The organism is Algoriphagus locisalis (assembly GCF_900116615.1).
Classification (GTDB): Bacteria; Bacteroidota; Bacteroidia; order Cytophagales; family Cyclobacteriaceae; genus Algoriphagus; species Algoriphagus locisalis.
In genome coordinates this window covers 109077-121508 of the sequence record NZ_FPBF01000004.1, presented here as the reverse complement: position 1 = coordinate 121508, position 12432 = coordinate 109077, and the positions used below count along the sequence as shown (strand labels likewise).

The following is a 12432-nucleotide window of genomic DNA, read 5'->3' as shown; positions in this document are numbered from 1 at the left end:
AAAATGTCCGCTAAAAAACCAAAACCATCGATCAGAGGGGTCAACATCCTCCGGAATCTCAACCTTAGGGGGTCAACATGCTCCGGAATATCACCGTAAATCTATCTTAAAGGGGTCAACATGTGCCGGAATGTCAGTCGAATCCAGCCTGTAAAGGCACTTTCACTACTCAAAAACATTCCGGATTGGAGGGGTCAGCATGCTCCGGAATATCCACCTCTACAGTAGTAGTTGACTGTTAGTCCACTTTCCCCCTTTTCTTCTGATATTGCTCTTGTGCTTCTTCAATTGTAATTTTTTCAAATTCTTCTGCAAATTCAGGAAAGGTCATTTTTATTGCCTTCAGGAATTTTATAATCGTTGTCAACTTTGCTAATCTTTTGCATTGAATAATTTCTGAGATCGTGGCTTTTCTTAAATGAGAATTAAAGGCAAGTTCTTGGTCTTGAAAATTTAATCCAGGAGGGACTGCTTTTTTTTGACTTTCAAGCTCCGTTTTAACGGTGGCATCTTTCTCGATTATCTTAGTAAGAAAGAGTGATAATTTTCCCTTGATAATTTTTTCGTCGTGATTTTTCATGACGGCAAGGAATAAAATCAGATTTTTTTCCAGTTACGATATATCGTAATTGGAATATTTTACTTATATTTCTGATGCGTTAGAACATGATAAGGAGTTCCTTAGAATAAATTATCCCTAACGTTCTATTATAGCGTTTCACGAGCCTCGTAACAAAATCTGACAATTTTCTGAACGGGGGTAAGTGAGACGAGCCTCAGCCTTATATTTGTACATAGGGTGGGCTCTCTCCTTATTTCTATTGTTCAGGCCTTTGCGAAAGCAAGGGTGGCTTTGTCAGAGCCTTGTTACATTAGGATTTGGAGTTTAGCTCACCCTTACTTTTAGTAAGTGTTGCTCTCCTTTTCTATAAGACTCGTTTTACCATTTTTCATTTCTTATGAAAACGAGCATAATTGATTTACTTCCTTTTCTGTTGCAGAGAGTAGCCTGTAGGATCCACAGGCTGGGAGAGTATGCTCAGTTGGTATGCGGGTCAGTTAGTTCTCCCCAGCTCAGTATTGGAGAGAATACCTATTATTTACTTCCAGTGGTTCACGGCATCGCCGCGGTAGATCGCCTATATCCCCTGAAGCCCAAGAATCCTATATAAAGGGTTCGTTTTTTAACCTGGATTCTGCATTAGGTTTCGTAGCGAGGGGTCAAGTTGCAAAAGAATCAGGCTGTTTGGAGAATGAGGCATAGCACCGCTATGGTGAATTCGAAAACAGCAGCGAAGCGACTGATTATAAAGCAACTTTAGCCCGCAGTAGATAAGCTAATGCATATTTCAGGTTCTGACCGATTAAGGGGAGGTGCACATCCCTGAGCAGATCGGTTACCACACACGCACGTCAGCAAGCTCACAGTAGCCGGTAGAGCTGACACATTTCTTAGTATTCATTATTGCTGGTTCGACGGGCTCACCACAAGTGGTTGCTCGGTTGGGGCGAGGTGGGATTACTATGTCTGGTTTAGAGCCAAGAAACTAGAAGCAAGAGTCAAGAAGCTAGAGCCAAGAGTCAAGAAGCTAGAGTCGAGAGTCAAGAAGCTAGAGACAAGAAGTTAGAGATTTCTCCTCCTCGTTCCTCGTCGTCGAAATGAACCGAAAGTGCGACTGAGATTGCTTCTCCCGATTCTCGGGATCGTAATGACGGTAACATTGACGACTGTCAACTACGACTGAGACTGCCGCGGCTCGTACCTCGCCTCGCAGTGACGGTACTCACACCGGACATCGGACATCGGACAACCGACAACCGACAACCGACAACCAGCAATACAAACATTAAAAGCATGAAAAAACATCTATTCACATGCTTCCTGGCATCGCTATGCCTATACGGAAGTACATCCACAGCACAAGTTGCTGATTCACCCGGGGCGGATTTTCTTCATAGGTCTAGTCCCATCGTCCCGCATGAATTGCGGGACACCCATCGGGGCGGGGAGACCCGCTCCGATACTATGCCGGAGGGAATAGATTTGGTTTCTCAGGCTGGTCAAGGGCAGGAGGGCGAAAGCTCTTCTGCCTCGGTGGGGGCTCTTATCTATGGTGAACTCATCAATCCGGATTCTTTGAGTCCCTTGCAGATCACATTTACACCGTATTACCTGGGAGGAAAGTCAACTTTCAGGCAGCAGGTTTATGCTCCCGAAGTAGAGCCGGGAGCTTTCTTTGACGGCGTACTAGACGCACGAAAGGAAAAGTTTAGGGTGGCTATCCCAGATTTGGACCGTGCGGGGTATTTGGATCTAAGTCTGGGAAACAGGAAAATACTATCCCAATACCTGCTGAGTCCAGGGGACAGCCTGAAAATTGAGCTGGACTTATTGGACCTTTCTGTGGTGTTCGGAGGACCGGCAGCCTCTTTCTATCAGGCACAGGCTGCTCTTCAATCACAGCAGGCATCAGAAGAATTTGATCAGCCCCGCAGACTGTATCTGGCAGACAACAATCCCATGCTGGAAGAAGAAGGAAGAAGGGAGGAATGGATGGCTTTCCAAAAGCAATTCGGAAGCCAGCTGGAAATTAGGAACTTCGGAAGAGCTGGACTGGAACAATTGCATCAGCAATGGGAAGGGAGTGAAAACAACTTACAAGGACAATTGGATGTCCTTCAGTTTTATGCTTCCAGACTCTCAGATGGGCAGCGTGAATTGCTGGAGTTGGAGATCTACAGTAGGTATTATTATCGCCTCCTCAGTGTATTCCATAAGTCTTATTATGGAAAACTCACTACGATACTGGGGGAAGAAGGTAGGAGGGAAGAACTGAAAAGATGGAGCGGATACCTTGCAGCGTTGCAGTCCGGGGATTATTCGGATGAATCCCGCCTAATCTCAGCTGCCTTTCTGGAGCTACAGCTTGAACGGGTGTTGGTAGAAGCATTGATCAATGGAGAGCAATTTCATAAGGTGCTGAACCGACAGTATACAGGTGAACTGCGGGACCGTATTGGAGCGGGATTTCTTACGCAGAATCTGAGAAGATACGGAGATCCTGCAAAAGTGCTGGAGCCCTACCTGTCTGAAGTAGCATCTCAACCCTGGAGAGACCGGCTGGTTCAGCTGAAGGAATCCATGGTTCCCGGTGCTCCGTTGATTCCGATGGAATTGGAAACCTTAGCTGGGGACACGGTAATGCTAGCCGATGTGGTGGATCAGCCGACCCTGCTTTACTTCTATTTCTCTACCTGTACGCACAGCGCCAATTATTTCAAACGCTACCTGTGGCCGCTTTATCAGGAGTTGGCGGATAAGGAAGATTTTCAGCTGATCGGCATATCTGCGGATTCCGACCGGGAACTTTGGCAGGCTGCGCTGGCGGATTATTCCAGTCCGGAGCTGACCAATCTCAGGATGACCGAAGATGCCCTTGACTCTTGGATAGCTACCTATGAGATAGTCGGCTTTCCCCGTGCCTTTTTGCTTGATAGCGATGGAACCATCAGGGCTTTTAAGATCGGTGGTTCTGATTACCCACAGCTGAAAGAGAATTTTTTAGAGCTGCTGGGCACTGTTTCTTTTCCTTCACCTAAAACTGCATCCAGATGAACTTGAAAATCAACTTATCTTATTTAAAAACGGTAGTGCTAACATGCATAGGGTTGTTTGTGCTGATTGCCTGCATTCAGGCGCAACAACCGACAACCAGATACGAAGTCAGGGGAAAGGTGCTGCAGCGCACCGATAGCCTTGCCCTTCCCGGAGCCAATGTAGTCGTATCGGGTACCTCACAAGGAACTGCCACTGATGGGCAAGGGGGATTTATGCTGAGTCTTCCTGCTGGAAATACTACCCTGACAGTGAGTTTCATAGGTTTCGTGACCAAGGAAATCCAGGTGGAAGTACCCCTGTCGGAGGAACTGCTGATCGTGCTGGAGGACGAATATGAGCTGGAAGGAGTGGAGGTTTTATCTACCGGTTTTGAAGAGCTTCCTGCAGAGCGTTCCACAGGTTCCTTTGCCTTTTTGGACAGAGAGCTGGTAACCAGAAGAGTGAGCACCAATCTGGTGGACAGACTGGAAGATGTGACACCCGGTCTGATTTTCAACCGGGACAGAACAGACTTAGGCTATGGAGAAAGTATCTCCATACGGGGAGTCAGCACGATCCGGGGAGAAAATCAGCCTCTGATCGTGATAGACAATCTGGCCTATGACGGGAACCTCTCTTCAATCAATCCCAATGATGTGGAAAGTATAACAGTATTGAAAGATGCAGCCGCTGCGTCGATCTGGGGAGCCAGGGCAGGAAATGGCGTGATTGTGATCACTACCAAAAAAGGTTCCTTTGAATCTCCGCTCCGGGTGGACTTTACAGCAAATACCACGGTGATAGAGAAGCCTGATCCTTTCTATCAGCCCCAGATGTCCATTTCTGATTTTGTGGACAAGGAGCAGGTTCTTTTTGACCGTGGCTATTATGACGGTCAGGTAAATTCCTTTCGGAAGACCCGGCTTTCCCCGGTGGTGGAGACGTTGCTTTCACACCGGGAAGGGATGATCTCGGACAGTGAACTTTCCGAATCGTTGGATGCCTACCGTTCCCGGGATGTGAGGAATGAACTGGAGCGCTTTATTTACCAGCCTGCGGTTCAGCAGCAGTATGCCGTGAATGTTTCCGGAGGGTCAAAAAAACACAATTACCTGATCAGTACAGGCTGGGATGATAACAGGGGATCCAGCCGGACAGTGTCGGATTCAAGATTTACCCTGCTCACCCGTCAGAACTGGAAGCTGGCAAAGGACAGGTTACAGGTCAGCGTGGGGGCAAATGCCATTATAGGAAACCGCTCAAGCGCAGTACCTTCCATTGCCAACCTCTATCCCTACGATGTATTGGCCGATGATGCGGGAAATCCACTGCCTGTTTACAGAGACTATAATAACAGGTTCAAACAAGGCCTCGAAGGGGCTGGACTGCTGGACTGGGAGTATTATCCGCTGGAGGAGCTGGGAATGAGTCCTACCCTGATCCGTACCAATGAACTTCGGCTGAATGCACAGGTAGATTATGAAATTCTTCCGGGGCTGAAAGCTATGGCCTATTACCAATACTGGCACAATGTCAGATTTGGAGAAACACTGAATCCTGTGGAATCCTACCTGGCCAGGGATCTGATCAATGATTTTACGCAGGTGGATGAAGAGGGAGGGCTTACGTATCAGGTACCTATGGGAGGTATATTAGACCAGGATAGAACCCGTTCCCAAAGCCATAATTTCAGAACCCAGCTGACCTATACAAAGCAGTTTGGCCAAGAGCATGAACTGAATGTATTGGCAGGATTTGAAGCCAAGGATTTCAATTCCTCGGGAAGTGCAAATCGGGCTTATGGGTATAACCCTGGTAACGGAACCTCTGCTCCTGTAAACTATAACGAATTTTATACCCGGTATTCCATCGGCTTCCCGGCTTCTATTCCGTTTTCGGAGTCTTTTTCCGGAAATACCAACCGCTACCTTTCCGGATTTGTGAATATGGGATACTCTTTCCGGGACAGGTACCTGATCACGGGCAGTGCCCGAAAAGATGCCTCGAATATTTTTGGGGTGAATACCAATCAGCGGGGCGTTCCACTCTGGTCCGCAGGAGCAGGATGGATACTTTCGGAAGAGAATTTCTGGAATGTTGATGCGGTGGACTACCTGAAGCTAAAAGCCTCGTTCGGTTACAACGGGAATACCAATCCGAATGCCACTGCTTTTACCACCGCTAATTACTTTGGTGCAGGTTCGAATACCCTTATAGGCCATCCCTACCTGAACATCATCAGTCCGCCAAATCCTGAACTTCGCTGGGAGCGGATAAAGATTATCAATGTGGGTACTGAGTTTGATCTCTTTAACGGCAGACTTAACGGGTCATTTGAGTATTACACCAAGGCAGGTCTTGACCTGTTGGGCGAACAGGCCATGTTTCCCTCCTCGGGGGTGTTGTCAGCAACTCGAAATTACGCTTCCACAGAAACAAGGGGATTGGATCTGGTACTGAATTCAAGGAATACCCAGGGTAAACTTGTCTGGCTGACCAATTTCTTCTTAAGCACGGTAAACGAGAAAGTGGTGGATTTTGAGTCCCAGCCTACTCCGGTGCAGATCGTGACTTCGCGTTCTGTTGTACCTGTGCCTGTACTGGGCAAGCCACTCTATCATGTATTCAGCTATGCCTGGGCAGGTCTGGATCCGGCTACAGGGGATCCCATGGGATTTGTGGACGGTGAGCCGAGTACGGAGTATGCCAGTATCATCAATGAGGCGGAAATAGATGATCTGGTTTACCACGGAAGTTCCAGGCCTACTGTATTTGGGGCATTAAGAAATACGCTAAACTATAAGGGATGGTCGCTCTCACTAAACATCAGTTACCGCCTGGGGTATAGCATTGTCAGGCCTACTGTCAACTATGATGACCTGAACAGGGGGGATATCAGCCATTCGGATTATGGGTTGAGATGGCAAAACCCCGGTGATGAATTGACAACAGCTATTCCTTCAGATCCTGAGAGTGTAAACAATCTTCGGACCCGGTTCCACTTAAGCAGCGCCTCAGTTATAGAAAAGGGGGATCATGTCCGTCTTCAGGATGTCAGGCTGGCCTATAGTTTTCCAACCCTTTTTTCCGCAGCGGGTAAATCCCTGGAAGTCTATGGCTATGCCAATAATCTGGGCATACTCTGGAAAGCCAGTGACCGGATAGAAGACCCGGATTATATTTTCAACCCAGCCTTGACTTCATTCTCCATAGGATTGAGAATGGGCCTTTAACATTAGTACTAACCACAGTCCATCCGGTAAAAGAAACCTCTTCTGCAGAATTTTATAACTTTCTTCATAAGGGTCAGGTGACTGACGTGGAGGAGGGGACGGCAGCTGGTTACTGCCACCGGATGGATTGTCCAACGATAAAAACAATGATTAAGAAAAAAAATATAAACAGCATTCTCGGATTCATTTGCCTGGTTTGCCTTTGGGGCTGCGATGGCTTTCTGGATGAAAAGCCATCCATTAGTTTGGCAATTCCCCAAACCCTGGATGATTTCCAGGCGCTATTGGATGCGGAGCCCAGTGGGATGTACAGATCGCAGGCTTTGGGATTATTGAGTGCCGATGACCTGGTATTGGGGGATGCGCTTCTTCAGCAGGTATCCTTCGCCCAACGGGCTGCCTATTTCTGGGAAGATGAGGTATTCTTGGACGGTACCTCACATGTAAGTTGGTCTGCTCCCTACACCAAGATCTTTTATGCCAATGTGGTACTGGATGGACTGGCAGGCTACACACCTGCCTCGGCAGAGGAAGAAAGCCGAATGGAAGTGTTGGAAGCATCGGCAAAATTCTTTCGGGCAATGGGGCATTTCGAGGTGCTTGGAATGTATTCCCAGCCATATGAAGAGGGAAACCCGGATCAGCTAGGTATCCCTATTAGGTTGACCTCGGATATCAATGTGAAAACAGGAAGGGCGACCCAAAGAGAAGTCTATGAACAAATCATCGAAGATTTAAAATCCGGACTGGAGATCCTTCCGGTGAAGGAAGACAGGCCGGTCAGGCCTTCGGTCTGGGCAAGTGAGGCGCTGTTAAGCAAGGTATATCTGACGATGAAGGATTACGAGAATACGTATCTGCATGCCAAAAATGCGTTGATGATTGATGATACACTAATGGATTATAACTCCTTGGATCCTTCTTTAAACTACTCTTTTGAATTGTTTAACCCTGAAGTTATCTTTTACCGGCAGATATCCAGCAGTAGGGTGGAAAGCAATGCGAACACCTTTGTAAATCCTGATCTGCTTACGCTTTATGACAGTGCTGATCTCCGATTGGAGTACTTTTTCAAACCAGCTAGGACGGAGGGAATGTTTACTGTTCGCGGAAGGTACACGGGGGACTTTTATTATTTCTCAGGACTGGCCGTGGATGAGGTGATGTTGGATATGGCAGAAGCTGCGGCGAGATTGGGAAACACAGGGGAGGCAGTAGAGCTGCTGAACAGGTTGAATGAAAACAGGTATAAAACGGGCAGTTTCATTCCATTGGAAGAAATGGAGGAAAGTGAATTGATGGAAAAAGTTGTTGAGGAGCGGAGAAAGGAACTGTTTTGCAGAGGCGTGAGGTGGTCGGATCTTAGACGCTACAACTCTTATCCTGAATTGGCGGTGACACTGAGCCGTAAGTTTAATCCAGAAAAGGAAGAGACCGTAATGTTGCCACCGGATTCTCCGAAGTATGCTCTGCCTATCCCACCTTTGGAAATCCAATACAATCCTATGGTTCAGAATCCAAGGTAACAGATCTGTATAAAAATGAAAAAGGGGCATCCCTTTAGGAATGCCCCTTATAGTTGGAAGTCTAACTATTCCACTTCCTCCAGTTCACCATTGATAACGAATTCTCCGTTTTTCTTAGCCGGAGCCATGTCATCCGGTAAGGAGCGGGTACATACATCAGTGACCTGAAGGTTACATCTGTATGTATCATCACCTGGAGTCTCATTACTCAGATCATACCAAATTGCAGGATTTGTTGGGTCCTGGGCATATTCGGGATCCAAGTCTTTGGGACTGGTAAACGCAACTGCCGCGAAGGCAGCTACAACAAACGCTAATAGGGGCAACTTGCCCTCGAGCTTCTTCATATAATGTCCTGTTTTTTAACAGATCAAAAACAGGGAAAACGTTTAGGGTTTCCGGATTGAGCTACATGCTGTTTACCGGAAGTGGTTAAAATGCCTACTCTGTTCAAGGGTTTTCGGCATCTCCCTTGGGACGTTCATCGGCATTGGCTTGTCTCTTTGCCCAAGCCATTAAGAGAAATGAGTGTCCCGGTTGTTTTATGCTATTTTTTTGGGTGGGGATCTTACCAAAGTCCCTGCCCTCTTTTTTTAGTTTATGTTTTGGGTTTTTATGTAGTGTTTATTAGGTTAATAATCTAAATTTGTAGCGTAGAAGCGATACGCAGCTATAGTAATTAAAACTTAACACCCTGAAAGCCTGAGGCATCCGTCTTAGGCTTTTTCATTAGGGGGCTCGACTTCAGTCAAACTATCAAGCAGATAACCTTTCCACTTTTTTATTTTGTTAAAAGTTATTCTGTTAACCGTTAAGCCGTAGGACTGTGGTGACCACGAAACATCTAACGTTTAACCTTTTAACCCTTAACCTTTTTAACCTATACGATCTCCGTGCTCCTCCCATTTCTCTGTGCTCCTCTGTGATCATTTACCACCAATCCCCACACCGCCACTCCAATAAATCCCAGATTCATCCAGAAATGTGATTCCCATCCCATGCTTTCCAAAATCCCTGCACAGTTGCAGGGGACTCGGGGAAAAGCTCCTACCCAGATCAGTCCCACATAGGTGGTAAAGACGGTGAGGAGGAGGATACTTGAGAGGTATCCCCACCATCTGCTGACCGAAAAGAGCAGGAGCGAGGCAATCAGCAACTCAGTGATTGGTACTGCGTAGGCCAATATTTCTGCCAGCTCTGAAGGAAAGGTCTGGTTATGAAACGCCTTCCGACTCGCCTCCCAGCGGATCAATTTGTCCAGGCCTGTATAGGTCCATACTAGGATCAGCAGAATAGATAAAGTACCACTCAGTTTCCCATTCATAATCGGTTTCTTTCTTGGGTTTTATAAAATTCGTCACTTCATCCGGAAGGGATTTCACAGCTGTGAGAAATAAATATTTTATGGGACATTGTCCCAATTTTAGTCTGGGAGTTGAATAATTCGTTGATTTTTTAGGTTTTATGGAAAACAGAAACTTATCTTATAGTCCTTGGTAAGTTTCTCTTTTGCAGGGAGTGCTTACGGGGAAGCATTTATGGCGTGGCTTCATGCTGTACATCCAGTAGCTAGTTAGCCGCCATTTTTTTTAACTAAACTGAATTTGGTAATGAAAATTGATATGGATTGGTCTCCTGTTCATCTCAAACCTCTTTTGGATTACATAAAGAAGGTATCGGAGGAGGAGTACGCATTGCTGTCTCCCTATATTGAGATAGAAACTTCTAAGCCAGGGGAGGTTTTGCTCAAATCAGGAGCCACTGAAATCGAATCAAGATTTATCCTCCAAGGAATGGTAGGTAAATTTTATTTGGGAAAACTGGAAAGGTTGTATGTGCAAGGGGATGTTTGTGTAGAAATGGAGTCGTACTCCAACCAGCTTCCCAGCAGATTTGAACTCAAAGTGTTGCAACAGGCAAGATTTACCCGCTTACCCTATAAGAATGCTAATTTAATACTGGAAAAATACCATCAGTTTGAGGATTTGTCTGAAGAATTGTACCGCCTTTTTCGTTATAGGGAGGAAGAATGGAAGGCAGTATCCATGTTTCCTTTTGAGCAGGCCAGAACAGCATTGAACAAACATTATCCGGGATTTGAATCTATACTCACCCAGAAACAGCTGGCTGATCTACTGGGGGTTGACCGCAAGACGATAACACGACACAATCACAAAGAATACGCAGAAGCCAAGCTGAAAAGAATTATCCGGTACTATAAAAGCAATCTGAAGTATCCCTTTGAGTCAAGGGTTCATAATGAGGTGGATAAACTGGATGCCCAGACATTGGTTTGGGGTGGCATTATCCACAGGCTTTTCTCAGGAACAAGAGATGAGAGTAAGTATAAGAAATTAAGGTTGACTTGGCTGTCAGCCAGGCTATATCCGGATGCCAGTTGGGAGAAGTTGACTTGGATAGCCCGCTTATATGCGCTGCTGTTTGCCATGGATGATTTTACTGATCAGTTGCCGGAAGGGATCAAGGCCGAAGTATGGGGAGAAATTTCCTGTGGGTTCTATGGAGTACTTGAGGGAGATAACTGCATGATTTTACCAAAATCCATCATGGCCTACCGGAATGCTTTTTATGAACTTTGGATGAAACTGCCCAGGCTGGTCAATCATGACCCAAGCTATTTGGACTACCTGAGGGATGAGATCCAATTGTATCTAAAATCAAATACCTGGGAAGCAGAAAACAGAGATCGTAAAGTTATTCCCACAATGGAAGATTATCTTGTCCAACGGCCATTTTTCTCAGGAGGGCAGCTCTCCATATCCTTGACACCTTTGGCAATGGATTGTGAGTATAGTGAGATCAAGGATGCTTTTACCAAATCAAAAGCGATCAGGAGCTTGGCTGCCAAATTGATTTTCATTACAAATGACCTCTTCTCTTATGAAAAAGAAAAAGGAGTTGGGGATTTTCATAATCTGATGATTTTGAAAATCCATCATGAACAGATAAAGGAAGATAGAGCCCGGGAGGAAATTATGAAATATCACCGACAAACGCTTTTGGAATTCACTACCCAAGCGGAGGTCTTTAGAAAAAGTAAAAGTCCTACTGAGCAGGAATTACTGAAGCAGATAGAATATAAAATTTCCGGTGCGGCGAGCTGGTCATTATACGATACTTCACGCTATCACAAATTGTTTAACGAAGAAGAGTAAAAGGATGGAGAGTATTGAACTTGCAAGGCGGTATTTGAATAAGCTGGATATTGAGTTGGCAAAATTCCCCATCTCAGATACAAATCCGCTGGTGATGATAGAGTCTTCTTTTTATCTGGTGGACAAAACTATCCAGGAACTTAAGGAAGACATAAAAGAACTGGAATTTTTGGATGAGGAAGAGGAAATCGAGTTCTTCAAGGTTTACATGACAGAGTTTTTGTCCAGGTCCCATTTTTTCTCTGAGCTTTTCCATATCGAATCAGAAAGGTCAGGGATGGTGAACCAATCGGATGACTTTTTTTACTCAGACAAGATGGCCGAGGTTAAAAAGTATTTTCAGCGCTATGCCGCCCTGAATAATTACCTGATGATGGGGAAATCCTATCTGGATAGAGTTTATTTTCTTCGCGGATCGGAAGCGCCTCTGATATATCCTGACTTATTCCGCCATACGATTGATTCCACTTTTTGTACTGTGTATACGCTGCATTTTGCACGGTTAAAAGCAATGGGAAAATTGATGAATTTTTTATCTGCTAAAGTTAGAGAAGGCAAAACCGAGTTTGAAAAATCGGTGGGTTATGATCAGGAAACAAGCCTTCTTTGGACAGGCTCAAAAGTGGACTTGGTAGAACTGATATATGCGCTGAAAACCACTGCCGTTGTCAATCATGGAAGTGTAACTGTAGCTGACCTTGCGGCAGGTTTAGGAGGTTTTTTAGGAAAAGAGTTGAAGGGATATTACAAAACATTTGAGGAAATCCGGGGCAGACGGAACAGTAAAACTTTCTTTTTGGACAGGTGTAAGCGTAGCCTGGATTCTTTTATAGCAGAATATGAAGATAATGAATGAGCGAATGATATGAACCAATGATTAGGACGCTTCTTGATTGAGA

Annotated in this window: 9 protein-coding genes; 6 read left to right on the top strand and 3 right to left on the bottom strand. The window is 45.5% G+C overall.

The window, feature by feature from the left end:
• Positions 1–238: 238 nt before the first annotated feature.
• The gene (locus BM386_RS12745; RefSeq protein WP_091694794.1) at positions 239–580 is read right to left on the bottom strand and encodes a hypothetical protein; all 342 of its coding nucleotides are present in this window, start codon (positions 578–580) and stop codon (positions 239–241) included.
• 379 nt (positions 581–959) lie between these two features.
• On the opposite strand from BM386_RS12745, the gene BM386_RS23475 reads away from it, so the two are divergent.
• The 4 genes from BM386_RS23475 to BM386_RS12730 all read left to right on the top strand — a co-directional run bounded on the left by BM386_RS23475 (position 960) and on the right by BM386_RS12730 (position 8357).
• Positions 960–1172, top strand: coding sequence for a hypothetical protein (locus BM386_RS23475; protein WP_139235905.1), 213 nt, complete (start codon positions 960–962; stop codon positions 1170–1172).
• Positions 1173–1855: 683 nt separating this feature from the next.
• Positions 1856–3616 (top strand): TlpA family protein disulfide reductase, encoded by a 1761-nt coding sequence (locus BM386_RS12740; protein WP_091694791.1) that lies wholly within the window; start codon positions 1856–1858, stop codon positions 3614–3616.
• Positions 3613–6831 (top strand): SusC/RagA family TonB-linked outer membrane protein, encoded by a 3219-nt coding sequence (locus BM386_RS12735; RefSeq protein WP_091694788.1) that lies wholly within the window; start codon positions 3613–3615, stop codon positions 6829–6831. Before BM386_RS12740 ends, BM386_RS12735 begins: the two co-directional genes overlap by 4 nt.
• Positions 6832–6977: 146 nt before the next feature.
• Positions 6978–8357: a RagB/SusD family nutrient uptake outer membrane protein gene (locus BM386_RS12730; RefSeq protein WP_170857093.1), complete on the top strand. Its 1380-nt coding sequence runs from the start codon at positions 6978–6980 to the stop codon at positions 8355–8357.
• A gap of 65 nt (positions 8358–8422) precedes the next feature.
• On the opposite strand, the gene BM386_RS12725 is transcribed toward BM386_RS12730, so the two are convergent.
• Together BM386_RS12725 and BM386_RS12720 are read right to left on the bottom strand one after the other, a co-directional pair.
• Positions 8423–8704, bottom strand: a complete 282-nt coding sequence (locus BM386_RS12725) for a hypothetical protein (protein ID WP_091694783.1) — start codon at positions 8702–8704, stop codon at positions 8423–8425.
• A gap of 533 nt (positions 8705–9237) precedes the next feature.
• Positions 9238–9681 (bottom strand): MauE/DoxX family redox-associated membrane protein, encoded by a 444-nt coding sequence (locus BM386_RS12720; RefSeq protein ID WP_091694780.1) that lies wholly within the window; start codon positions 9679–9681, stop codon positions 9238–9240.
• A gap of 286 nt (positions 9682–9967) precedes the next feature.
• Here BM386_RS12720 and BM386_RS12715 point away from each other — a divergent pair, with 286 nt between their 5' ends.
• Together BM386_RS12715 and BM386_RS12710 are read left to right on the top strand one after the other, a co-directional pair.
• Complete coding sequence (locus tag BM386_RS12715) at positions 9968–11533, top strand: terpene synthase family protein (protein ID WP_091694778.1); 1566 nt, start codon at positions 9968–9970, stop codon at positions 11531–11533.
• 4 nt (positions 11534–11537) lie between these two features.
• A complete protein-coding gene (locus BM386_RS12710; RefSeq protein ID WP_091694775.1) occupies positions 11538–12389 on the top strand; it encodes an RteC domain-containing protein in 852 nt (283 codons plus the stop codon).
• Positions 12390–12432: the final 43 nt, after the last annotated feature.

Coding starts and splice junctions, on each gene's coding strand:
- BM386_RS12745 (WP_091694794.1), bottom strand. CDS start 580: ATGAAAAATCACGACGAAAAAATTATCAAGGGAAAATTATCACTCTTT.
- BM386_RS23475 (WP_139235905.1), top strand. CDS start 960: ATGAAAACGAGCATAATTGATTTACTTCCTTTTCTGTTGCAGAGAGTA.
- BM386_RS12740 (WP_091694791.1), top strand. CDS start 1,856: ATGAAAAAACATCTATTCACATGCTTCCTGGCATCGCTATGCCTATAC.
- BM386_RS12735 (WP_091694788.1), top strand. CDS start 3,613: ATGAACTTGAAAATCAACTTATCTTATTTAAAAACGGTAGTGCTAACA.
- BM386_RS12730 (WP_170857093.1), top strand. CDS start 6,978: ATGATTAAGAAAAAAAATATAAACAGCATTCTCGGATTCATTTGCCTG.
- BM386_RS12725 (WP_091694783.1), bottom strand. CDS start 8,704: ATGAAGAAGCTCGAGGGCAAGTTGCCCCTATTAGCGTTTGTTGTAGCT.
- BM386_RS12720 (WP_091694780.1), bottom strand. CDS start 9,681: ATGAATGGGAAACTGAGTGGTACTTTATCTATTCTGCTGATCCTAGTA.
- BM386_RS12715 (WP_091694778.1), top strand. CDS start 9,968: ATGAAAATTGATATGGATTGGTCTCCTGTTCATCTCAAACCTCTTTTG.
- BM386_RS12710 (WP_091694775.1), top strand. CDS start 11,538: ATGGAGAGTATTGAACTTGCAAGGCGGTATTTGAATAAGCTGGATATT.